We start from the raw sequence: 24,237 nt of genomic DNA on the forward strand, positions 1-24,237 counted from the left end.
GCATCTCCGTCACGCCTGTAAATCCCTGCCCGAAAATGCTGTCCGCGAGACTCGAAATGATATGATAGGCGCCTTTCGCGAGGGCGCTTTCGCCGCCTGCATTTACTGGAACAGTCGATAACGTGCGTCTAAATTCAATCAAATTATCGGGATTCAAGTCTTTCGTGGATCCCACGAATTTCCAGGTGCCGGGCCAGCTGGTCGGCGTCGTCGGCCCCAACGGCTGCGGCAAGTCCAACATCATGGATGCGGTACGCTGGGTGCTGGGCGAATCCAAGGCCTCCGAACTGCGCGGCGAGTCGATGCAGGACGTGATCTTCAACGGGTCGACGAGCCGCAAGCCGGCGGGCCGCGCATCGGTCGAGCTGGTGTTCGACAATGCGGACGGGCGCGCCGCGGGCCAGTGGGGCCAGTATGCGGAGATCGCGGTCAAGCGCACCCTGACGCGCGACGGCACCTCGTCCTACTACATCAACAACCAGGCGGTGCGCCGGCGCGACATCCAGGACATCTTCCTCGGCACCGGCCTCGGACCGCGCGCGTACGCGATCATCGGGCAGGGCATGATCTCGCGCATCATCGAAGCCCGTCCGGAAGACCTGCGCATCTTCCTGGAGGAAGCTGCCGGCGTCTCCAAGTACAAGGAACGCCGCCGCGAGACCGAGAACCGCCTGCATGACACGCGCGAGAACCTGACCCGCGTCGAGGACATCCTGCGCGAGCTGAACAGCAATCTCGAAAAGCTGGAGTCGCAGGCGGCGGTTGCGCAGAAGTTCCACGCGCTGCAGGCGGATCAGGACGAGAAGCAGAAGCTGCTCTGGCTGTTGCGCAAGAACGAGGCGAAGGTCGAGCAGGAAAAATTCTTCCGCGACATCGAGAAGGCCCAGATCGAGCTCGAAGAGCAGACCGCCAAGCTGCGGCATGTCGAGACCGAGCTGGAGCACATGCGACAGGCGCATTATGCGGCCGGCGACCGCATGCACACCGCGCAAGGCCATCTTTACCAGACTAATTCCGAAATCGGCAGCCTCGAAGCCCAGATCCGCTTCGTCGTCGAATCGCGCAACCGGCTGCAGTCGCAGCTCAATTCACTGACCGCACAGCGCGACCAGTGGCAGCGGCAGGGCCAGCAGCAGCAGGAAGAACTGGCCGAAGCGGAGATGCACCTCGAAGAACACGGCATGCGCGTCGAGCAGGCGCAGCACGCCGCGCAAAGCCAGCACGACAACCTGCCGGCGCTGGAGCAGGCATGGCGCGAATCCCAGCTCAAGACTACTGAATCGCGTTCGCGCATCATGCAGGCGCAGCAGCAGATCGAGCTCGAGTCGGCGCACCAGCGCAATGCTTCCGGCATCCTTGCCAATCTCGCGTCGCGGCGCGAGCGCCTGATGCAGGAAAAGAACGGCATGGCGATGCCCGACAGTACCCATCTCGCCAACCTGAAGGCGCAGCTGGAGGAAAAGCAGGCGGCGCTGGAAGAGGCGCGCGAGCAGATGGAGGCCGCGCAGGAGCAGCAGCCCGTGCTGGAAGACGAACGGCGCGCCGCGCAACAGCAGGTCAACACCGAGACGGCAAACAATGCGCAACTGGAGGCCCGCCTGAGCGCGCTGCGCCAGCTGCAGGAAAACGTGCAGACCCAGGGCAAGGTGCAGCCATGGCTGAAGAAGCACGAACTCGGCGAGCTGCCCCGGCTGTGGCAGAAGCTGCACATCGACCAGGGCTGGGAGACCGCGCTGGAATCGGTGCTGCGCGAGCGCACGTCGGCGCTGGAGATGTCCAACCTGGACTGGGCCAAGGCCTTCTTCAGCGACGCGCCGCCGGCAAAACTGGCGTTGTACACCACGAATGGCGCGACCGCCGCAAACACCGAGGCGCCGGCCGGCCTGAAGCCGCTTCTCGGCCTGCTGCAACTGAACGATCCCGGCCTGCGTGCGTTGCTGCAGGACTGGCTGCATGGTGTCTATGTGGCGGAGGACGTGCAGGCGGCTTTCGTCGATCGCACCAAGCTGCCGGTGGGCGGGTATTTCGTCACCCGTCAGGGACATGTCGTCGGCCGCGCCAGCGTCCGCTTCTATGCCTCGGATTCCGAGCAGGACGGCATGCTGGCGCGCCAGCAGGAAATCGAGAACATCACCAAGCAGCTGCGCGCCCAGCAGATGCTGGCCGACGAGGCGAAGTCGCGTGCGGTCCGCGCCGAGTCGGCGCTGACCCAGGCGACGCAGCGGCTGCAGGAACTGCGGCAGCGTGTCGGCGTGCTGACCCAGGCCGTGCACGGCCTGCAGCTCGACGTGATGAAGCTGACCGAAGTGCAGGAGCGGTTCAACCAGCGCAGCACCCAGATCGAATCCGACCTGGCCGAGATCGCCGCGCAGGAAGCCGAACAGCAGCAGGCGAAAGCGGAATCCGAAGCGAAGTTCGAGCAGCTCGACATCGAGCTGGCCGCGTTGCAGGAGGCGCATGAAAACGGCCAGACGGATTACCTGGCGAAGGAGCAGCAGCTCAATGACGCGCGCCAGCGCCTGCGCGAACTGGAGCGCGCCGCGCAGGAAGCGGAATTCGCGGAGAAGTCGCACCGCAACAAGATCGACGAACTCAAGCGCAGCATTGCCACCGCCGTCGAGCAGTCGGCGCAGCTGTTTGCCAGCATGCAGCAGGGCCACCTGGAGCTCGAGAGCCTCGATGACCAGGCGGCACAGGCGGGATTGCAGACATTGCTCGACCGCCGCTCCGAGCAGGAGCGCGCGCTGGCCGACGCACGGCACGAGCTGGATCAGCTGACGCAGAAGCTGCGCCATGCCGAGGAGGCACGGATGCAGTCCGAGCGCAGCCTGCAGCCGATGCGCGACCGCATCATGGAACTGCAGCTGAAGGAACAGGCGGCGCGCCTCAACCAGGAGCAGTACGCGCAGCAGCTGGCCGAAGCACAGGCCGACGAGGCCGCACTGGCCGAGAAACTGGACCCGGAGATGCGGCCTTCATATCTGCAGGGCGAGGTCACGCGACTGAACAATGCCATCGCCGCGCTCGGCGCGGTCAACCTGGCCGCGCTGGACGAGCTGGCCCAGGCATCGGAGCGCAAGAACTTCCTCGATGCCCAGCATGCCGACCTGACCGAGGCGATCACGACACTGGAAGATGCGATCAACAAGATCGACAAGGAGACCCGCGATCTGCTGCAGGACACCTTCGACAAGGTCAACAAGCACTTCGGCGAGCTGTTCCCGGTGTTGTTCGGCGGCGGTCAGGCCAAGCTGATCATGACCGGCGAGGAAATCCTCGACTCGGGCGTGCAGGTGATGGCCCAGCCTCCCGGCAAGAAGAACGCCACGATTCACCTGCTGTCAGGCGGGGAAAAGGCGCTGACGGCAACGGCACTGGTGTTCTCGATGTTCCAGCTGAACCCGGCACCGTTCTGCCTGCTGGACGAGGTGGACGCGCCGCTGGACGATGCCAATACCGAACGCTTCTGCAACATGGTCAAGCGCATGTCGTCGCAGACGCAATTCCTTTTCATCTCGCATAACAAGATCGCGATGGAGATGGCTCAGCAGTTGATCGGGGTGACGATGCAGGAGCAGGGCGTATCCCGCATCGTTGCGGTGGACATGGAATCGGCGGCGAACTTCGCAAGCGAGGCGCAGGCTGCGTGACGTCCGCCGCTGCGCGATTCAGTTGCGGGCGGAACGGGCGAGCGCGGCGCGCTTCTGGTAATAGGCGACGTTCATCTGCGCCTCGCGTGCCCGCTGCAGCTCGATGTCGGCACACATCAGGTAGTGGCGTTCGGCGCGCTGCAGCCACCAGTTCTGCAGGCCACGCACCAGCGGACTCAGCGACAGCATTGCCAGTTCAGGCAACCTGACTTCCTTCGATGCAGGTATGTCAAACCTTGATTTGCTAGTGTGCGTGTTCATGGCTGGTCCTCGTATTGTTGGTTCCCACCCGGAGCTTGAATAATGTGTTCTTCCGGAGCAGTTGTTATTCTTCTGGCGTGCAAGCCCGGCGGCATTGAGCCGGCTCAACCGCTTACCCCAAGGGATTGGGCAACGCTCAATTCCACCCGTACATTTTTTCCCGAAAGCACGTTTCGGTTGATCGTCCGTGCCTGTCCTCGTCTGCTTCGGGCTGTCCGTCTTGACAACTTTATTTGTGGCTACTACCCTGAGCCCCTTGCCGCACCGGCGGCCGGCATCCAGCGCGTCAGACGGCGCACGACCGGCCGCCACCGCTCTCCTAAGATTCCTATGATGATCCGACCAGCGACAACAACACCGGTGGGCGACTGCGCCGCCGATCAAACCACCCGTCGGGGACCAGCGAAATGACCGAACTCCAGGCAAGCCTGCTCGCCATCGGCGGCACCATCGTCGTCGGCGTGTTCGGCTATAACAAGTGGCAGGAACACAAGGCGAAGAAAGCCGTTCAGCGGGCCTTCGCGTCAGAGCACGACGACGTGCTGATGTCCCCGCCGGGAGAACCGGCTGCCCGCGTGGAGGAGCGCCAGGAGCCGATGTTCGGGCAGGCGGTGCAACAGGACCCAACTTCGCAGGCCCCCGAGGCGAATGATGCGGCGCCTGCGGTCGTCGCGGAAGGCGTGGCGCCGCTGCAGGCGGAGGGCGGCGCGGCCGAACCGGCTGCGGAAGCGCCGGCGGAAGTGCCGCAGAAGCCGCAGAAACCGCTTCCCATCGATGAACTGATCGACTGCCCGATTCCGCTGGATCTGGAAGCGCCGGTGCGCGGGGATCGCCTGCTGTCCAAGTTGCAGGGACTGAGCCACGTCGGCAACAAGCCCGTGCATTTCGTCGGCCAGCGCGAGGATGGCAACTGGGACGAGATCGCACACGGCAATCTCTACTATGGCCTGTATGCCGGCGTGCAGCTGGCCAATCGCAGCGGACCGCTCAACGAGATCGAGTATTCGGAGCTGATCAGCCGCTTGCGCCAGCTGGCCGACGAGATCGACGCGGAGCCGGCAGTGCCTGACATGAAGGATGTGATGGGCCAGGCCCGCGCCCTGCACCAGTTCGTGGCCGAATACGATGCGCAGCTGAGCGTGAACGTGCAGGGCAAGGGCGCCCCGTGGGCGATCGGCACTTTGCTCGGCGCGCTGGAGCGGCAGGGCTTCGACCTCCGTCCGGACGGGCGGCTGGTGATGCCGGATGGCGAGGGGGGCGTGCTGTTTTCCGTGTCGACCAATGTCACGCTCGCAGCCGAAACCACGTCGCGCCTGACGCTGCTGCTCGACGTGCCGCGAGTGGCGCCGTCCCACGACGGCTTCGGCGCGATGACCGCGTGCGCGCGGATGCTCGCCGCCCGCCTCGACGGCGCGGTGGTGGATGACAGCAATCAGCCGCTGACGGATGCCGCGCTGGCGGATATCGCACAGCAGGTCAATGACTTCTACGGACAGATGGACAATGCGCAGGTGCCGGCCGGTTCCGCCCGCGCGCTTCGCCTGTTCAGCTGACGATGCAACCCGACCTGTTTTCGGCGGGCGCCGAGCCGCCCGAAGCGCAAGACAACTGGGCCGAACGCGCGGCATGGCTGCAGGCAGAACTCAACCGGCACAGCCACGCGTATTACGTCCTCGATGCGCCGACCATTCCGGATGCCGAGTATGACCGGATGTTCCAGGAATTGGTGCAGCTGGAACAGGCGCATCCCGATCTCATCACACCCGACTCGCCGACCCGCCGCGTCGGTGGCGCCGTGCTGCCCGAATTCTCGCCGGTGCGTCACACGGTGCCAATGCTCTCGATCCGGACCGAGACCGCTACCACCGAGGGCGGCGCCCGGGCGTTTGACGCGCGGGTGCGGCGCGAACTGGACCTCGCGGCCGACGGCAGGCCGATCGAATACGCAGCGGAACTCAAGTTCGACGGCCTGGCCATCAACCTGCGCTACGAACAGGGGCTGCTGATGCAGGCCGCGACCCGCGGCGACGGCGCCACCGGCGAGGACGTCACGCAGAACATCCGCACGATCCGGCAGATTCCATTGCGCCTGAAAGGCTGCAAGGCGCCCGTGCTCGAAGTGCGCGGCGAGGTCTACATGCGGCGCGACGATTTCGAACGCATGAACGAGCGGCAGCGCGAGAAGGGCGAGAAGACCTTCGTCAATCCGCGCAATGCCGCGGCAGGCGCGGTACGGCAGCTGGACCCCGCGATTGCTGCGCAGCGGCCCCTGAGTTTTTTTGCATACGGCCTGGGTGACGTGCAGGGCTGGCAGGTGCCGGATACCCACGGCGGCATGCTCGATGCCTTCGAGAAGATGGGGTTGCCGGTGAATGCGGAGCGCCGCGTGGTGCGGGGCGCCGACGGTCTTGTCGCATTCCATGCGCATGTTGCGTCGATTCGCGACCAGCTGCCTTTCGACATCGACGGCGTCGTCTACAAGGTCAACAGCGTTGCACTGCAGCGCCGCCTCGGCTTTGTTTCGCGGGAACCGCGGTGGGCCGTCGCGCACAAGTATCCGGCGCAGGAGCAGATGACGGTGGTGCGCGACATCGACGTGCAGGTCGGGCGTACCGGCAAGCTCACCCCGGTCGCCAAGCTCGAGCCGGTATTCGTGGGCGGCGTGACCGTGACCAACGCCACTTTGCACAACGAGGACGAGACCCGCAGGAAGGACGTGCGGGTCGGTGATACCGTCATCGTGCGCCGCGCCGGCGACGTCATCCCGGAAGTGGTCGGCGTGGTGCTGGAGAAGCGACCGGCGGATGCCGGCGCGTCGTTCAGCATGTACAACCGCCTGCACGGCAAATGCCCGGTGTGCGGCAGCCATATCGACCGCGAGGAGGGCGAGGCCGACTGGCGCTGCACCGGGGGGCTGGTGTGCGCCGCGCAGCGCAAGCAGGCGATTGCCCATTTCGCCGGCAGGCGCATGATGGACATCGAAGGCCTTGGCGACCGCTATATCGAGAACCTGGTCGATCTCGGCTACGTGCACAGCATTGCGGATCTCTACAGGCTGCGCCTGGAGGATTTGCTGGAAATGAAGCGCCGCGCCGACGAACGCGACGGCATCACGCCGGAGACGGTCCAGAAGGGCAAGATCGCGACACGCTGGGCGGAGAATCTGCTCGACGCGATCGAGGCGAGCAAGACGCCGCCGCTGGAACGGCTGCTGTTTGCGCTGGGCATCCGCCACGTTGGCGAAACGACAGCCAAGACGCTCGCCGACTGGCTCGGCTCGCTGCATCATATCCGCCGGGCGCCGGCGCCGTTGCTGAAGGTCCTGCCGGACATCGGTGCGACCGTGGCCGAATCCATCGCCGATTTCTTTGCCGAGCCGAAGAACCAGGAAGCGATCGACAAGCTGCTCGAGGCGCAGGTGAAACCGGCTGGCGAACATGCGCCGAATGCCAAGCTGGCAGCCCGGCTCGCGGCCGCCGAGCTGCTGGCGGCGCTAGGCATTCCGAAAATCACCCTGGTGCGCGCGCGCCAGGCCGCGGAACGCGGGGTCACCCTTGCTGCTCTGCAGGACGCCGGGCGGGTCCAGGCGCTGCAGCTTCCCGATGCACTGGCGACACCGCTGCTCGGATGGCTGACGGAGGAGGACAATCGACGCCTGGCGGCATCCCTCGATGCGCTGGTCGCCGAACTGCTGGCCGGGCTTCCCGGGGAGGCCGCCACCGAAGGCCACCTGACAGGCAAGACCTTCGTGCTGACCGGCACGCTGCCGACCCTCACCCGCGATGAAGCGGCGGCGATGATCGAGGCCGCGGGCGGCAAGGTCGCCGGTTCGGTGTCGAAGAAAACCAGCTACGTGGTGGCTGGCGAAGAGGCCGGCAGCAAGCTGGCCAAGGCGCAGGAGCTGGGCGTTGCCATCCTCGACGAGGCGGGCCTGCGGCAACTGCTGGAGAAGGCATGAAGACAGTCAGAAAGGCGGTATTCCCGGTCGCGGGACTCGGTACCCGCTTCCTCCCCGCGACCAAGGCGCAGCCGAAGGAAATGCTGCCGGTGGTGGACAAGCCGCTGATCCAGTATGCGGTGGAGGAGGCGGTGGCTGCCGGCGTGACCGAACTGGTGTTCATCACCGGCCGCAACAAGCGTGCGATCGAGGACCATTTCGATGCGGCGCACGAACTCGAGGCACAGCTCGAGGCCGACGGCAAGACGCAGCTGCTGGAGGCCCTGCGCGGCACCATCCCGCGCAACATCCATTGCATCTTCATTCGCCAGCCGGCACCGCTCGGCCTCGGCCACGCGGTGTTGTGCGCCCGCCCGGTCATCGGCGACGAACCCTTTGCCATCCTGCTGGCCGATGATCTGATGGACGTCGACCAAGGCGTCCCGCCGGTAATGGCCCAGATGACGCAGCGGTACGCGCAGGAAGGGGTTAGCATGCTGGCGGTGCAGGAGGTGCCGCGCGCCGAGACCCGCCAGTACGGCATCGTCAGCAGCGAGCCCTATCGGCCGCATTTGGAAAGGATGCGGGCAATCGTGGAGAAGCCGGCCCCCGAATCCGCGCCGTCGACACTCGCCGTGGCTGGTCGCTACCTGCTGACCCCGCGCGTTTTCGAACACCTGGCGCGCATCGAGAAGGGCGCCGGCGGCGAGATCCAGCTCACGGACGGCATTGCCGCGCTGTTGCAGGAAGAACCGGTGCTTGCCCACCGCTTTGACGGACGGCGCTACGACTGCGGTTCCAAGCTGGGCTACCTCCAGGCCACGGTGGCCATGGCCCTGAAGCATCCGGAAGTCGGCGAAGAATTCGGTGCGTACCTGCGGGGCCGCCAATGACGGTGCGGCAGATTCTGAAGATGGGCGATCCACGGCTGCTGCGGCAGGCCGAACCGGTCACGGAATTCGACACGCCCGCGCTGCATGCGCTGATCGCCGACATGTTCGACACGATGCATGCCGCCAGCGGCGCCGGTCTGGCGGCCCCGCAGATCGGCGTCAACCTGCAGCTGGTGATCTTCGGTTTTCGCCGGAACGACCGGTATCCGGAGGCACCGCCGGTGCCGGAAACAGTGCTGCTGAACCCGGTGCTGACCCCATTGGGCACGGATACCGAAGAAGGGTGGGAGGGCTGCCTGTCGGTCCCCGGCATGCGTGGCATGGTCCCGCGCTGGACGCGTCTCCGGTATGAGGGCGTGGATCAGTACGGGAAGCCGGTGGTGCGGGAGGCGGACGGCTTCCACGCCCGTGTGGTGCAGCACGAATGCGATCATCTGGCGGGCATCCTCTACCCGATGCGGATAAAGGATTTCTCCCGTTTCGGCTTCACCGAGGTCCTGTTTCCGGGACTCGATCCCGCCGCCGACGACTGATCAGAAGGTTTCGTCGGGCCGCAGGTAGCGCCACTGGCCGGGCGGCAGGTCCCCCAGCAGCACGCGGCCGATGCGCACCCGCTTCAGGCCCGTCACCTTCAGGCCGACGGCTTCGCACATGCGCCGTATCTGGCGCTTGCGGCCTTCCTTCAGCGTAAAGCTCAGCTGGTCCTCGTTCTGCCACTTGACCTTTGCCGGCAGGAGCTTCTTCCCGTCCAGCGACAGGCCGTGATTGAGCAGCCTGAGGTCGCTGTCCGGCAGGCGTCCGCCGCGCGTGTACTGCACGCGCACCAGGTATTCCTTTTCGATGCTGCCGTTCTCGCCGACCAGCTGCTTGGCGATGCGGCCGTCCTGGGTCAGCACCAGCAGGCCGACCGAGTCGATATCGAGGCGGCCCGCCGGCACCAGGCTGCGCAGTTGCGACGGATGGAACTGGGTTGGCGTCTTGTCTTCCTTCCAGCGGCTTTCGGGTGTGACCAGGGTCACGGCGGGCTTGTAGCCGTCCTCGGCCTGTCCGCTGACAAAGCCGACCGGCTTGTTGAGCAGCACGGTGACGCGCCGCGCCTGCTGCGCACTTGCCTGTCGGTCCACGGTGACCCGCTGGTGCGGCAGGACCTTGCTGCCGAGTTCGGATACGACGACGCCGTCGACACGCACCCACCCACGCGCGATCCACTCGTCGGCTTCACGACGGGAGCACAGTCCGAGCTCGGACATGCGCTTGGAAAGGCGAAGGGGTTCGTCAGATGGGGAAGCTGGATTCATGATGGATTTTTCAGACGCGCAGGGCTTCCAGCAGTTCGGTCTCCAGCTGGATCTGGCTGCGCGCGTTATTGAGCACCGGGCCGTCGACCAGGAACACGTCCTCCACCCGTTCCCCGAGCGTCATGATCTTGGCGGTGTGGAGGTTGATCCGGTATTTGGCCAGCACGTTGGCAATGGAATAAAGCAGGCCGTTGCGGTCGTTCGCCGATACCGACAGCAGGTAGTACTGTCCGCGCTCGTCCGGACGCAGGTCCACCGTCGGCGTCACCGGGAAGGTGCGCGACAGGCGCGAGAGGCGGCCCTTGACCGGCGGCGGCAGATCGGCACGATCGTCCAGCAGCCGGGTCAGCTCATGCTCGACCAGGCTGATGATGTCGCGGTAGCTGTTGGCAAAGGCGGGTTCGGTCACCAGGAAGGAGTCGAGCGCATAGCCGTGCCGCGTGGTATGGATCTTGGCATCGAGGATGCTGAAGTTCTTGCGATCGAAGTAGCTGCAGATGCGCGCGAACAGATCGGGCTGGTCCTTCACATACACGGCCACCTGGATGCCTTCGCCGATCGGCGCCAGGCGCGCCTTCACCACCGGCACCGGGCTGTCGATCTTGTCGAAGAAGCTGCGCGTCTGCCAGGCGATGTCCGCGGCGTCGTGGCGCAGGAAATACGCAACGTCGAGCTGCTGCCACAACCGGGCATGGGCGTTCTCGGGCAGGCCGTACAGGCGCAGGCTCCTGAGCGCCTCGGTCTGCCGGTTGCGCAGTTCGCGGTCGGCCGAGTGGTCCTCGCCGCCAAGCACCCGCAGCGTCATCCGATAGAGGTCTTCCAGCAGCTTGCCCTTCCAGGCGTTCCAGACCTTCGGACTGGTGCCGCGGATATCCGCAACGGTCAGCAGGTAGAGCGCGGTCAGGTGCCGCTCATCCCTGACCACGGCGGCAAAACTGCGGATCACGTCCGGATCGGACAAGTCCTGCTTCTGCGCCACCTGCGACATGGTCAGGTGGTGTTCGACCAGGAAGACGACCAGGTCGGTGTCTTCCTTCGACAGGTTATGGTCGGTGCAGAAGCGACGCGCATCCGCCTTGCCGAGTTCGGAGTGGTCGCCGCCGCGGCCTTTGGCAATGTCATGGAACAGCGCCGCGATGTACAGCAGCCAGGGTTGCGCGAAGTTTGCCATCAACTGGCTGCAGAACGGATATTCGTGCGCATGCTCGGTCATCGTGAAGCGGCGCACGTTGCGCACGACCATCAGGATGTGCTGGTCCACCGTGTAGACGTGGAACAGGTCATGCTGCATCTGGCCGACGATGCGGCGGAAGTTCGGCAGGTAGCGACCGAGCACGCTGGTCTGGTTCATCCCCCGCAGCGCATGGGTAATGCCGCGCGGCGCCTGGATGATCTGGAGGAACAGCGCGCGGTTGACCGGGTCGCGCCGGAACTTGCCGTCGATATGGAGGCGCGCATGCCACAGCGCGCGCAAGGTGCGGGCCGTCATGCCGTTCAGGTCCGGGCGCTGGGCCAGCAGCAGGAACACCTCCAGCATCGCCGAGGGCGAGGCCTCGAAGGTGTCGTCGTGCGCGATATCGATCAGCCCGTTGATCTCGTTGAAGCGCTCATTCACGGGCTGCGGCGTGCCGGCGCGCGGGAACAGCTGCGCTTCGATGTTCTGCAGCATGATGGTGTTGAGCTGCGTGACCGCCTTTGCTGCCCAATAGTAGCGCTGCATCAGGTACTCGCTTGCGCGGCGCGTCTCGGTGGTCTCGAAGCCGAGCGCCTCCGCGATCGGCGTCTGAACGTCGAACACCAGCCGGTCCTCGCGCCGGCCGGTGTGAATGTGCAGCCGGATGCGAATATCCTTGAAGGCGCGCTCCTTCTGGCTGAGCTGGCGCGCCTCGGTCGGCGTGATCAGGCCGCGTTCGGCCAGCTTGCGCCACGAATCGCCGAGACCGGCCGCCTTCGCCACCCACAGGATCACCTGCAGGTCGCGCAGCCCGCCCGGGCTTTCCTTGCAGTTCGGCTCCAGGCTGTAGGGCGTGTCCTCGTACTTCACATGCCGCTGGCGCAGCTCGAGCGTCTTGGCCTGGAAGAACGCCTGGGGATTGAGGGCGGCCGTGTGCCGCTCCTGCAGAAACTGGAACAGCTTGCGATTGCCGGTGATGAGCCGCGCTTCGAGCAGGCTGGTCTGGACCGTGATGTCGGCTGCCGATTCAGTCAGGCACTCGTCCACAGTCCGTATGCTGTGGCCGATTTCCAGCCCGATGTCCCAGAACAGCTGGACCAATTCCTCCAGCTTCTGTTTCATGGCCGCGTCCGGCGCGCCTTCTAGCAGGATCAGCACGTCCACGTCGGAATGCGGGAAAAGTTCGCCGCGCCCGTAGCCGCCTACCGCGACCAGCGCCGCGGAAGTCGGCAGCCGGTATTCCTGCCAGGCGCGGATGAGGGCGGCATCGACGTTCTGGCGCAGGCTGGCCAGCAACTTCTCGGCCTTGCCATCCTGCTGGTAGGCCGAAATCACCGCCTGCCGCCCGCCCTTGAGCTGCTCCTTGAGCGTCAGTGCGAGGGGCGGCATGGTTCAGGCCGCGGTGGTCTGCGCGGCGGCGGCGTTCTGGATGAAGGCGGGCGGCGCAGGCATGCCGGGGGAAACCGTGAGCACCTCGTACCCGGTCTCGGTCACCAGCACCGTATGCTCCCATTGCGCGGAAAGGCTGCGATCCTTGGTCTTGATGGTCCAGCCGTCGCCCATTTCCCGAATCTCCCGGCGGCCGGCATTGATCATCGGCTCCACCGTGAAGATCATGCCGGCGACGAGCTTTTCGAGCGTTCCGGGGCGGCCGTAATGCAGTACCTGCGGCTCTTCGTGGAAGATCTTGCCGATGCCATGGCCGCAGAATTCGCGCACGACGCTGTAGCCGGCCTTTTCCGCGTGCTGCTGGATCACGTAGCCGATGTCGCCGAGATGGGCACCTGGCCTGATCTTGGAAATGCCCAGCCACATGCATTCGTAGGTGACTTCCGCCAGGCGCTTCGCGAGGATGGACGGCTCGCCGACGAAGAACATCCGGCTGGTGTCCCCGTGGTAGCCGTCCTTGATCACGGTGATGTCGATATTGAGCGCGTCGCCGTTCTTCAGCACCTTGTCGCCGGGGATGCCATGGCAGACCACGTCGTTGAGCGAGGTGCAGATGGCCTTGGGGAACGGGGTGTAGCCCGGCGGGCAATAGTTGAGCGGCGCCGGAATCGTGCCCTGAACATCGGTCATGTATTCATGGCAAAGCCGGTCCAGCTCGCCAGTGGTCACGCCCGGCTTGATGTACGGCGCAATGAAATCGAGCACTTCGGCGGCGAGCCGGCCGGCGACGCGCATGCCCTTGATGTCGTCTTCGGTCTTGATGTTGATGGAGCCCATGGCAGATCTTGATACGCCTGAAGCGTGAGGAATAGTCAATGCGAAATTATAGACGACGGGGCTGAGTTCCGCAGGACCGCGGTCCGTCGCAGCCTTGAACAAACCCGGCGAGTTGGGGTAGAATCTCGGGTTAGCTTGGAGTGTCTTCAAGCGAAACCCGTTCCAAATCGCGAATCCGGTTCAAAAGGGTGCTCCGCCTCGGCGGAGTGACTGATCGGATTCCAGACCCAACCCTGGAGAAATTCATGTCCGTTACCATGCGCGAAATGCTGGAAGCAGGTGTCCACTTCGGCCACCAGACCCGCTTCTGGAACCCCAAGATGGCCCCCTATATCTTCGGTCATCGCAACAAGATTCATATCGTCAACCTGGAAAAGACCCTGGGCATGTACCAGGAGGCGATGAAGTACATCCGCCAGCTGGCATCCAACCGCGGCACCATCCTCTTTGTCGGCACCAAGCGCCAGGCACGCGACATCCTCGCAGCGGAAGCCCAGCGTGCGGGCATGCCTTACGTCGACCAGCGCTGGCTCGGCGGCATGCTGACCAACTTCAAGACCATCAAGACCTCCATCAAGCGCCTGAAGGACATGGAAGCGGCGATCGAGGACGGTTCGGTCGAGAAGCTGAGCAAGAAGGAAGGCCTGATGTTCCAGCGCGAGATGGAAAAGCTGCAAAAGTCCATCGGCGGCATCAAGGACATGGGCGGCATCCCCGATGCCATCTTCGTGATCGACGTCGGCTACCACAAGGGCGCAATCACCGAGGCCAGCAAGCTGGGCATCCCGGTGATCGGCGTGGTCGACACCAACCATTCTCCGGAAGGCGTGACCTACGTCATCCCGGGTAACGACGACTCGTCGAAGGCGATCACCCTGTACGCGCGCGGCGTTGCCGATGCCATCCTCGAGGGCCGCGCCAACGCGACCAACGACGTGCTGGATGCCGTCAAGGGCGGCGCCGACGAATTCGTCGAGGTCAGCAGCGAGCAGGCCTAACTGCCCTGCGCCTGAAGTGTCGGGCATCGAAAAAGGGGCAACAGCAGTTCGCCCCTTTTTTGTACCCGGCCTGAACGTATTTTGGATCGATGCGTCCGATGGACGCTCACTTTGATTAGGAGAATGACATGGCGGCAATTACCGCAGCGATGGTAGGCGAACTGCGCGCGAAGACCGACGCGCCGATGATGGAGTGCAAGAAGGCGCTGACCGAGGCTGAAGGCGACATGGCGCGTGCCGAAGAGATCCTGCGCGTCAAGCTGGGCAGCAAGGCTTCGAAGGCCGCTTCCCGCGTGACCGCGGAAGGTGTCGTCGCTGCCTACATCGCCAATGGCGTGGGCGCGCTGGTCGAAGTCAACTGCGAAACCGACTTCGTGACCAAGAACGAGGAATTCATCGCCCTGGCGAACACCACGGCGAAGCTGATCGCCGAAAAGAACCCGGCCGACGTCGCAGCCCTGTCCGCACTGGACGCCGGCGGCAAGACGCTCGACGAAGTGCGCGCCGCGCTGGTCGGCAAGATCGGCGAGAACATGTCGTTCCGCCGCTTCAAGCGCTACGAGACCGGCAGCAAGCTCGTCTCCTACCTGCACGGCACCCGCATCGGCGTCATCGTCGAGTTCGACGCTGCCGACGAACAGGTTGGCAAGGACGTTGCGATGCACGTTGCCGCAATGAAGCCGGTGGCGCTGTCGTCGAAGGACGTGCCTGCCGAGCTGATCGAGAAGGAGCGTTCGATCGCTTCCCAGAAGGCCGCCGAATCCGGCAAGCCGGCAGAGATCGTCGCCAAGATGGTCGAAGGCACCGTGCAGAAATACCTGAAGGAAGTATCGCTGCTCGACCAGCCGTTCGTGAAGAACGACAAGCAGACCGTCGAACAGATGCTGAAGGCTGCCGGCGCATCGGTGAAGTCGTTTACGATGTTCGTCGTCGGCGAAGGCATCGAGAAGAAGCAGGACGACTTTGCTGCAGAAGTCGCGGCCCAGGTGGCCGCTGCGAAGCAGGCGTAAGCGATACAGCGGGCCGAAAGGCCCGTTTTTACAGGCGCCCCGACTCTTGACGCCGGCGTCGGCCGTTACCGGTACGGTAGTTGGCGGAATTGCTATAGTTGCTATGCGACATGGTCTTATGCTGCGTCAAGCCCGGGTCGCGCCGGAACCGCCTGTTTTCATCTAATCTTAGCCACACGAAGGCGGGATGCGATGAGGCGGGCAAAAACGATTATCCATCTGAACCGGACAAATAGGAGTCCTGCCCATGACAAAACCGGCTTACAAGCGCGTCCTCCTCAAACTCTCTGGTGAAGCATTGATGGGCGACGACGCCTACGGCATCAATCGCGCAACCATAGAGCGCATGGTGGCGGACGTGGCCGAAGTGGCCAAGCTGGGAGTGGAGCTGGCGATTGTCATCGGCGGCGGAAACATCTTCCGCGGCGTTGCGCCGGGCGCGCAGGGAATGGACCGGGCAACGGCCGACTATATGGGCATGCTGGCCACGGTGATGAATTCCCTGGCGCTCGCCGATGCAATGCGGCAGGTCGGCATCACCGCGCGCGTGATGTCGGCAATCGCCATCGAACAGGTCGTCGAGCCGTACGTCCGCCCCAAGGCGCTGCAGTACCTGGAAGAGGGCAAGGTGGTGGTGTTCGCCGCCGGTACCGGCAACCCGTTCTTCACCACCGATACCGCCGCGGCCCTGCGTGGATCGGAAATCGGCGCGGAAATCGTGCTCAAGGCGACCAAGGTGGATGGCGTGTACACCGCCGATCCGAACAAGGACCGCAACGCAGTCCGGTACGCGACGATCACGTTCGACGAGGCGATCGCCAAGCATCTGCAGGTGATGGACGCGACCGCATTCGCCCTGTGCCGCGACCAGAAGCTGCCGATCAAGGTGTTCTCGATCGTCAAGCCGGGTGCGCTGAAGAACGTGATCCTCGGCGAGGATGAAGGAACCCTGGTTCACGTATAACTAGTCTTACTCGTAGCATGAGAGGAGTGCAGTATGTCAGTCGCTGACGTCAAGAAGAACGCCGAACAGAAGATGAACAAGTCGATCGAGACCCTCAAGGCCGACCTGGCAAAGGTCCGCACGGGCCGCGCCCATACCGGCATCCTCGATCACATCCAGGTGGATTACTACGGCACGCCGACGCAGATCAGCCAGGTCGCGAACGTGACGCTGATCGACGCGCGGACCATCGGCGTGCAGCCGTGGGAAAAGAAGATGGTGAACGTGATCGAGAAGGCGATCCGCGAGTCGGATCTCGGTCTCAATCCCGCCACCCAGGGCGACCTGATCCGGGTGCCGACGCCTGCGCTCACCGAGGAGCGCCGCAAGGAGATCGTCAAGCTCGTCAAGGGCGAAGGCGAGGATGCGAAGGTGGCGATCCGCAACATCCGCCGTGATGCCAACGAGGCGCTGAAAAAGCTGCTGAAGGACAAGGCTTGCTCCGAAGACGACGAGCGCCGCGCGCAGGACGACGTCCAGAAGCTGACCGACAAGTTCGTCGCCGAAGTCGACAAGCTGATCACGGAAAAGGAAAAGGAGCTGATGACCGTCTGACGGTCCAGCCCAGGGCAGGCCCGCCGTTCGCGGCTGCAGCCGCGCGCCGGACCGGTCCGGCGCACGCGCCACTGCCGCACGACGGTCCACCCCGCAGTTCAACCAACCATAAGGCGGCCCGACATGACCTATTCGAGCTCAACCCAGACAGTTCCGCCGGTGCCTGCAGTACCGCGCCATATCGCCATCATCATGGACGGCAACGGGCGCTGGGCGACCAAACGCTTCATGCCGCGCTTTGCCGGCCATGCGAAGGGGGTCGAGGCAGTGCGCGGAATGGTCGAGGCATGTGTCGACCGCGGCGTCGAGTACCTGACGCTGTTCGCCTTCAGCTCCGAGAACTGGCGCCGCCCTGCGGACGAAGTGTCCTTGCTGATGCGGCTTTTCGTGACTGCGCTCGAGCGAGAAGTCGCCAAGATGCATGCCAACGGCATCCGGCTGAAGGTGGTCGGCGACCTGAGCCGTTTCGACCAGAAGCTGCAGGGCATGATCGCGAACGCGGAACGGCGTACCGCGAACAACACCAGGCTGACGCTCACGATCTGCGCCAACTACGGCGGCCGCTGGGACATCATGCAGGCGGTGCGCAAGATGTCCGAAGCCAATCCGGGCCGGACCGATTTCAGTGAAGACGACCTCTCCGCCCACCTGTCGATGGCGTACGCACCGGAACCGGACCTGTTCATCCGGACCGGCGGCGAGGAAAGGGTCTCGAACTTCCTGCTCTGGCAGCTTGCCTATACCGAGTTCTACTTCACCACGACATTCTGGCCGGACTTCGACGCCCAGGCGCTGGACCTGGCGATCTCGTCCTATCAGCAGCGCGAACGCCGGTTCGGCCGCACCAGCGAACAGCTGATCGAGCAGAAGAAGGCGTCCTGATGCTCCGCACGCGCGTGATTACGGCGGTCGTCCTGCTCGTCGTTCTGCTGGCGGTCCTGTATTCGAAATCCTTCATCCTGATCGCCGCGGTCGCCGCGGCCTTCTTCGCCGCGGCGGCGTGGGAATGCTTCCGGCTGTTCCGCAACAACCGACCGCTGCTTGGCGCCATTGTCTGGACCGTGGCGTTCCTGTTCATCATCTTCCGTGGCGACCCGTCCGGCGCCAATCTGCTGTTCATGCTGTGCGCGGCGATCTGGGCGGTACGCCTCGCGCCTTCCCTGCGCTTCGGCCTTCCGGAACTCGACGGTTTCGGCAACCGGCTGCTCAACGGCATCTACGGTATTGCGATCCTCGGTTGCTTCGTCGCCATCGTCGCGCTGTTCCGGCTGTCGCCGCTGTACCTGGTGTCTGTCATGGCAATCGTCTGGATCGCCGACATCGGCGCTTATTTTTCGGGGAAGGCTTTCGGGCGCCGCAAGCTTGCTCCCTCGATTTCGCCGGGCAAGTCGTGGGAAGGGGCGATTGGCGGCTGGATCGCCGTCCTGCTGATCGCCGGTGCATCGGTCTTTGTTCCGATGCTGGAGGACACGTTCGCAGGCCAGCTGGTCAGGCAGTGGGGCTGGACCGGTTTCGCGGCCGTCATGACCCTGATGGTCGCGGCCAGCATCGCAGGGGATCTGTTCGAATCCATGCTGAAGCGCAGGGCAGGGATGAAGGACAGCAGCAACCTGCTGCCGGGGCACGGCGGCGTCCTCGACCGCATCGACGCGCTGGTGCCGACCCTGCCGCTCGCGGTGTTGTTCACCACCCGTTTTCAGGTTTAGCAGATGCAGAGTATTACCATTCTGGGCGCCACCGGTTCCATCGGCGCGTCCACGCTCGACGTGATCGGCCGACACCCCGACCGCTACCGTGTCCATGCGCTGACCGCGCAGCAACGCGTGCCCGAGCTCGCAGCGCTTTGCGCCCGCTTCCGGCCGGAAGTGGCGGTTGTCGGCAGCCCCGAGTCCGCCGCCGCACTTTCCGTGCTGCTTCGCGAAGCCGACGTGCGCACCGAGGTCGCTTACGGCGAAGCGGCGCTCTGCGAAGTCGCCTCCGCGGAGGAATGCGACGCCGTGATGGCCGCCATCGTCGGCGCGGCCGGCCTGGCCCCGACGCTTGCAGCCGCGCGCGCCGGGAAGAAGGTGCTCCTGGCAAACAAGGAAGCGCTGGTGATGTCGGGCCAGATCTTCATGGATGCCGTCAGGGACAGCGGGGCTACGCTGCTGCCGATCGACAGCGAGCACAACGCGATTTTCCAGAGCCTGCCCCAGTCCTACAGCAGGGTGCCGGCGCATCACGGCGTCGCCCGCATCCTGCTGACTGCCTCGGGCGGGCCGTTCCTCCGGCGCGCGGTCGAGACCCTCGACGCGGTCACGCCCGAAGAGGCCGTGGCCCATCCGAACTGGGTAATGGGACGCAAGATCTCGGTCGACTCGGCGACGATGATGAACAAGGGGCTCGAGGTCATCGAGGCACACTGGCTGTTTGGCGCTGGGGCGGAACAAATCGAGGTGGTCATCCATCCGCAGAGCGTCATCCACTCGATGGTGTCCTACCGGGACGGTTCGGTGCTCGCGCAACTCGGCAACCCGGACATGCGGACGCCAATCGCCCACGCGCTCGCCTACCCGGAGCGCATCGATTCCGGCGTGGAACCGGTCGACCTCACGCGCATCGGGCAGCTCGATTTCCTCAAGCCGGATTTCAAGCGCTTCCCTTGCCTGCAACTTGCGTATTCGGCATTGTCGGCCGGCGGCAGCGCCCCGGCTATACTGAACGCGGCCAACGAGGTGGCAGTCCAGGCCTTTCTCGACCGTCGCATCGGCTTTCGCATGATCGATCAACTGATAGCGGGCGTGCTCGAGCGCATGCCGGGCGCCGCGCTCGACGACATCGGATCCTTGCTCGACGAGGACCGCCGCGCCAGGGAGACTGCACAGTCCCTGATTCCCTAATCACTGACAAGTGGTGAAACCATGACCCTCCTGCATACCGTACTTGCATTCCTGCTTGCGCTGGCCGTCCTGGTGGTCGTACATGAGCTGGGCCACTACTGGGTGGCCCGGCTGTGCGGCGTGAAGGTACTGCGTTTTTCGGTCGGCATGGGCAAGATCGTCTGGTCGCGGCGCTTCGGCCCCGACCAGACCGAATGGGCGGTTTCGCTTCTGCCGTTCGGCGGCTACGTGAAGATGCTCGATGCACGGGAGCAGGACATCAGCAAGCTTTCCGATGCCGACCTCAAGCGCGAATTTACCCGGCAGCACGTCGGCAAGCGCTTTGCGATCGTCGCCGCCGGCCCGCTCGCCAACTTCCTGCTTGCGATAGCGGTTTTCGCCGGGCTGTATACCTACGGCATGCCGGAGCCTGCGGCGGTGCTGAGAGCAGTGCCTGAATCCACCCCCGCGTACGAGGCGGGCCTGCGCGGCGGCGAAAGGATCGCGTCGATCAATGGCGAGGCGGTCGAGGGCTGGTCCGAATTGCGCTGGAAAATGATGCAGGCAGCGCTCGACAAGGCCCCCGCAACCGTCGGCTTCGTTCGCCGCGGCGATGGCCGCCAGACGCCGGAACAAGCCGTGGTGCCGCTCGATAGCCTCACGGCGACCGATCTGGAGGGCGATTTTCTCGGCAAGCTCGGCATTGACCTTGCCCGCCCGCCAGCGGTGCTCGGCCGGCTGGTGGACGGCGGTCCGGCAATGGCTGCCGGCCTGCGCGAGGGCGACCGCATCCTGCGCGTCGGCGGTGAGCCGGTCGCCGACGGCCAGGCGTTCGTCGAGCGGATTCGCTCGGCGCCGGGCCAGGCCCTTCTGATTGAAGGATTGCGCGACGGCCAGCCGTTCAGCTTGTCCGTGACGCCCGAAACGGCCGGCACCAGGGGGCAGCCGACCGGGCGCATCCGGGCGGAAGTGGCGCTGGCGCCGGAAATGGTGATCGCACGCGATTCCCTGGGCGCGGCAACGGTAAAAGCTGTGGCCAAGACCTGGGACACGAGCGTCCTGACGCTGAAAATGCTTGGTAAAATGCTCGTCGGCGAAGTTTCTTGGAAGAACATTACCGGGCCAATCACGATCGCCGATTATGCGGGGCAGACTGCGAGGGTGGGCTGGATCAGTTACCTGACCTTCATCGCGTTCATCAGCATCAGCCTGGGCGTAATGAATCTGCTTCCCATTCCGGTTTTGGATGGGGGGCTTTTACTGTATTATTCGCTGGAACTTTTGACCGGCCGTGCGCTTCCCGAGCGCGTCGGGGAGATGGCCCAGCGAGCGGGTGTGGGCATCCTGATGACCTTGATGGCGGTCGCCGTCTTCAACGACATCGTACGGCTCATGTCCTGAGTTTTTGCCGCGGTGACAACGGGCGGCAGGGACATTGACAACAGAACAACCGATGAAATTACATTCCGAGCGCAGCCCCCAGTCCTTATTCCCCCGTCGCCTCATCGCTATCGCCGCCTTTGCCCTCTGCACCGGGCATGCGCTGGCCGTCGAGCCTTTCACCGTCAAGGATATCCGTGTAGAAGGAATCCAGCGTACTGAAGCCGGTACGGTATTCAGCTACCTGCCGGTCCGTGTCGGCGAGACCTACAACGACGAAAAGGGTGCCGCCGCCATCAAGGCGCTGTACGCGACCGGGTTCTTCAAGGATGTCCGGCTCGAGGTGGAAGGCGACGTGCTGGTGGTGATGGTCGAGGAAAGGCCGGCGATTGCCGGCGTCGACTTTTCCGGCACCAAGGAGTTCGACAAGGAACAGCTGACCAAGGCGCTCAAGGACATCGGGCTGGGCGAATCGCGCATCTACGACAAGGCGCTGCTGGACCGCGCCGAGCAGGAGCTGAAGCGCCAGTATCTGTCGCGCGGCCTCTACGGCGTCCAGATCACCACCACGGTGACGCCGATCGAGCGCAATCGCGTCAACGTCAGTTTCGCGGTCGACGAAGGTGAAGTCGCCCGCATCAAGCAGATCAACATCATCGGCAACAAGGCGTTTCCCGAAAGCGAACTGCGCGGCCTGCTCAACCTGCGTACCCCCGGCTGGTTCACCTGGTACACCAAGGCCGACCAGTACTCGAAGCAGAAGCTGACCGGCGACATCGAGACCCTGCGCTCGTACTACCTGAACCGCGGCTACCTCGAAATGCAGGTCGAATCGACCCAGGTCTCGATCACGCCCGACAAGAAGGACATCTACATCACCATCAACATCAACGAAGGCGACAAGTTCACTGTCGCCGGCGTCAAGCTGGAAGGGGAGATGTTCGGTCGCGAGGAGGAATTCCGTTCTCTGGTCGAGCTCAAGCCCGGCGATGTGTACTCGGGTGAAAAGCTGCAGGAAAGCGTGAAGAAGATCTCCGAGCGCATGGGCAATTTTGGCTACGCTTTCGCCAACGTCAACGCCAATCCGGAAATCAACCGCGAGAAGAAGGAAGTCAGCTTCACCGTGCTGGTCGACCCCGGCAAGCGCGTCTACGTCCGTCGCATCAATATCGCAGGCAACACCAAGACCCGGGATGAAGTGGTGCGCCGCGAGTTCCGCCAGTTCGAGAATTCGTGGTACGACGGCGACAAGATCCGGCTGTCGCGCGACCGCGTGGACCGCCTCGGCTACTTCAAGGAAGTCGGAATCGAGACGCCGGAAGTTCCGGGCACCACCGACCAGGTCGACGTCAACATGACGGTGGCCGAGAAGCCGACCGGCAACATCCTGCTCGGCGCCGGTTTCTCCAGCAGCGAAAAGCTGATGCTGACCGGCTCGATCCAGCAGGCCAACGCTTTCGGCAGCGGCAATACGCTCGGCCTCGACGTCAATACGAGCCGGCTGAATCGGACCATTGCCTTGTCGCAGGTCACGCCGTACTTCACGGACGATGGCGTCAGCCGCAGCTATGAAGTCTTCCTGCGGACCACGCGGCCGCCCGAGGTCAACACTGGCGACTACATGGTGCGCACCACCGGCGCCAACGTGAAATTCGGCGTGCCGTTCTCGGAAGTGGATACCGTGTTCTTCGGTGTCGGTGTCGAGCGGACCCAGGTCGAGACCTACCAGGGCGACCCCGACTTCAATGACAGCCCGGAGCTGTACCTGCGGTATGTGCGCGACTTCGGCGACGGGCGCACGGCGACCACCACGAGCTTTCCGCTGACCGTCTCATGGCAGCGCGACAGCCGCGACAGCGCGCTGGCGCCGACCACCGGCCGCTACCAGCGGGCCAATCTTGACATCGCGCCGTTCGGGACGCAGCGCTACTATCGCGCCGTGTACCAGCACCAGTGGTTCCGTCCGCTGTGGCGCGGCGTTACCCTCGCCGTGAACGGCGAGGTCGGCTACGGCAACGGCCTCGGCGGCAACCCGTATCCGATCTTCAAGAACTGGTATGCCGGCGGCATCGGCTCGGTGCGCGGCTACGAAGGCTCGTCGCTCGGCCCCAAGGCGGCCAACGGCGATCCGCTCGGCGGCTCCTCCCGCATCATCGCGAACGCCGAGCTGCAGTTCCCGTTCCCGGGATCGGGCAACGACCGCACGCTGCGCTGGTTCACCTTCTTCGACGCCGGCAACGTGTTCGCCGACGATGCGAAGTTCGACGCCGGCGAGCTGCGCTACTCGGCGGGCGCCGGTATCAGCTGGGTCTCCCCGGTCGGTCCGCTGAAGCTGAGCTTTGGCGTTCCCCTGAACGCCAAGGACGGCGACAAGAAGCAGAGCTTCCAGTTCCAGCTGGGTACCGGCTTCTAGTCCCCCGCCCGAGGGTGGCATAATAGTAATTTGATTTTGCGGAGAACGGCCTTGAAGTCTTTCCTCAACACATCGACGAACCTTAAGTGCATGGCCCTGGCCGCAGCCTTGCTGCTGCCTGTGGCCGGCGTCCATGCGCAGGAGTCGAAGGTCGGCTTCGTCAACACCGAGCGGATTTTTCGCGAAGCGCTTCCCGCCAAGCAGGCGACCGCAAAGATCGAGCAGGAATTCTCGCGCCGCGAGAAGGAATTGCAGGAATTGGCGGCGCGCCTGAAGTCCACGTCGGACCGGCTCGACAAGGACACGGCCATCATTCCCGAATCGGAACGCATGAAGCGCCAGCGCGAACTGGCCGACCTCGACAAGGAATTCCAGCGCAAGCAGCGTGAATTCCGCGAAGACCTCAACCAGCGCAAGAACGAGGAGCTGTCGGTCATTCTCGATCGCGCGAACAAGGTCATCCGGCAGATCGCCGAGGCCGAGAAGTACGACATCGTGTTCCAGGAGGCTGTGTACTTCAGCCCGCGCATCGACATCACCGACAAGGTGCTGAAGGCGCTGAACAAATAACCCGAATCCAG

At 64.2% G+C, this 24,237-nt stretch carries 19 protein-coding genes; 15 read left to right on the top strand and 4 right to left on the bottom strand.

The window, feature by feature from the left end; genetic code table 11:
• The first annotated feature begins 122 nt into the window (after positions 1-122).
• Positions 123-3,650 (top strand): chromosome segregation protein SMC, encoded by a 3,528-nt coding sequence (gene smc, locus VIM12_RS20230; RefSeq protein WP_331944127.1) that lies wholly within the window; start codon positions 123-125, stop codon positions 3,648-3,650.
• An 18-nt stretch (positions 3,651-3,668) separates the two neighbouring features.
• Here the strand turns inward: smc and VIM12_RS20235 are convergent, their stop codons facing one another.
• Entirely contained in the window at positions 3,669-3,911 is a 243-nt protein-coding gene (locus tag VIM12_RS20235; protein ID WP_331944129.1) for a hypothetical protein, read from the bottom strand.
• 407 nt (positions 3,912-4,318) lie between these two features.
• Here VIM12_RS20235 and VIM12_RS20240 point away from each other — a divergent pair, with 407 nt between their 5' ends.
• From VIM12_RS20240 to def, 4 genes are read left to right on the top strand one after another with little or no spacing between them, the layout of a single operon-like run.
• Positions 4,319-5,464 carry a cell division protein ZipA C-terminal FtsZ-binding domain-containing protein gene (locus VIM12_RS20240; RefSeq protein ID WP_331944130.1) on the top strand — a complete coding sequence of 382 codons (1,146 nt, stop codon included), beginning with the start codon at positions 4,319-4,321 and terminating at the stop codon, positions 5,462-5,464.
• A gap of 2 nt (positions 5,465-5,466) precedes the next feature.
• Entirely contained in the window at positions 5,467-7,869 is a 2,403-nt protein-coding gene (gene ligA / locus VIM12_RS20245; RefSeq protein WP_331944132.1) for an NAD-dependent DNA ligase LigA, read from the top strand.
• The gene (gene galU / locus VIM12_RS20250; RefSeq protein ID WP_331944134.1) at positions 7,866-8,741 is read left to right on the top strand and encodes a UTP--glucose-1-phosphate uridylyltransferase GalU; all 876 of its coding nucleotides are present in this window, start codon (positions 7,866-7,868) and stop codon (positions 8,739-8,741) included. Before ligA ends, galU begins: the two co-directional genes overlap by 4 nt.
• On the top strand, positions 8,738-9,274 hold the full coding sequence (gene def / locus VIM12_RS20255; RefSeq protein ID WP_331944136.1) for a peptide deformylase: 537 nt from the start codon (positions 8,738-8,740) through the stop codon (positions 9,272-9,274). The genes galU and def overlap by 4 nt, the downstream gene beginning before the upstream one ends.
• Here def and VIM12_RS20260 read toward each other — a convergent pair whose 3' ends face one another.
• From VIM12_RS20260 to map, 3 genes are read right to left on the bottom strand one after another with little or no spacing between them, the layout of a single operon-like run.
• Positions 9,275-10,039: a pseudouridine synthase gene (locus tag VIM12_RS20260; RefSeq protein WP_331944138.1), complete on the bottom strand. Its 765-nt coding sequence runs from the start codon at positions 10,037-10,039 to the stop codon at positions 9,275-9,277.
• A 10-nt stretch (positions 10,040-10,049) separates the two neighbouring features.
• Positions 10,050-12,602, bottom strand: coding sequence for a [protein-PII] uridylyltransferase (locus tag VIM12_RS20265; protein ID WP_331944140.1), 2,553 nt, complete (start codon positions 12,600-12,602; stop codon positions 10,050-10,052).
• Positions 12,603-12,605: 3 nt separating this feature from the next.
• A complete protein-coding gene (gene map, locus VIM12_RS20270) occupies positions 12,606-13,439 on the bottom strand; it encodes a type I methionyl aminopeptidase (protein WP_331944142.1) in 834 nt (277 codons plus the stop codon).
• Positions 13,440-13,684: 245 nt separating this feature from the next.
• On the opposite strand from map, the gene rpsB reads away from it, so the two are divergent.
• The 10 genes from rpsB to VIM12_RS20320 all read left to right on the top strand — a co-directional run bounded on the left by rpsB (position 13,685) and on the right by VIM12_RS20320 (position 24,226).
• Positions 13,685-14,437, top strand: coding sequence for a 30S ribosomal protein S2 (rpsB, locus tag VIM12_RS20275; RefSeq protein WP_331944144.1), 753 nt, complete (start codon positions 13,685-13,687; stop codon positions 14,435-14,437).
• Between the two features lie 128 nt (positions 14,438-14,565).
• Positions 14,566-15,447 carry a translation elongation factor Ts gene (tsf, locus tag VIM12_RS20280; RefSeq protein WP_331944146.1) on the top strand — a complete coding sequence of 294 codons (882 nt, stop codon included), beginning with the start codon at positions 14,566-14,568 and terminating at the stop codon, positions 15,445-15,447.
• A 247-nt stretch (positions 15,448-15,694) separates the two neighbouring features.
• The gene (gene pyrH, locus VIM12_RS20285; RefSeq protein ID WP_331944148.1) at positions 15,695-16,411 is read left to right on the top strand and encodes a UMP kinase; all 717 of its coding nucleotides are present in this window, start codon (positions 15,695-15,697) and stop codon (positions 16,409-16,411) included.
• 33 nt (positions 16,412-16,444) lie between these two features.
• Positions 16,445-17,005 carry a ribosome recycling factor gene (gene frr / locus VIM12_RS20290; RefSeq protein ID WP_331944150.1) on the top strand — a complete coding sequence of 187 codons (561 nt, stop codon included), beginning with the start codon at positions 16,445-16,447 and terminating at the stop codon, positions 17,003-17,005.
• 123 nt (positions 17,006-17,128) lie between these two features.
• On the top strand, positions 17,129-17,887 hold the full coding sequence (gene uppS / locus VIM12_RS20295) for a polyprenyl diphosphate synthase (protein WP_331944152.1): 759 nt from the start codon (positions 17,129-17,131) through the stop codon (positions 17,885-17,887).
• Positions 17,887-18,711, top strand: a complete 825-nt coding sequence (locus tag VIM12_RS20300) for a phosphatidate cytidylyltransferase (protein WP_331944154.1) — start codon at positions 17,887-17,889, stop codon at positions 18,709-18,711. Before uppS ends, VIM12_RS20300 begins: the two co-directional genes overlap by 1 nt.
• A gap of 3 nt (positions 18,712-18,714) precedes the next feature.
• Entirely contained in the window at positions 18,715-19,884 is a 1,170-nt protein-coding gene (ispC, locus tag VIM12_RS20305) for a 1-deoxy-D-xylulose-5-phosphate reductoisomerase (protein WP_331944156.1), read from the top strand.
• A 21-nt stretch (positions 19,885-19,905) separates the two neighbouring features.
• Positions 19,906-21,264: an RIP metalloprotease RseP gene (gene rseP, locus VIM12_RS20310; RefSeq protein ID WP_331944158.1), complete on the top strand. Its 1,359-nt coding sequence runs from the start codon at positions 19,906-19,908 to the stop codon at positions 21,262-21,264.
• A 52-nt stretch (positions 21,265-21,316) separates the two neighbouring features.
• Complete coding sequence (gene bamA, locus VIM12_RS20315; protein WP_331944160.1) at positions 21,317-23,656, top strand: outer membrane protein assembly factor BamA; 2,340 nt, start codon at positions 21,317-21,319, stop codon at positions 23,654-23,656.
• A gap of 90 nt (positions 23,657-23,746) precedes the next feature.
• On the top strand, positions 23,747-24,226 hold the full coding sequence (locus VIM12_RS20320; protein WP_331944162.1) for an OmpH family outer membrane protein: 480 nt from the start codon (positions 23,747-23,749) through the stop codon (positions 24,224-24,226).
• Positions 24,227-24,237: the final 11 nt, after the last annotated feature.

It is taken from the genome of Noviherbaspirillum sp. (assembly GCF_036563305.1).
In the GTDB taxonomy this organism is placed as follows: Bacteria; Pseudomonadota; Gammaproteobacteria; order Burkholderiales; family Burkholderiaceae_D; genus Noviherbaspirillum.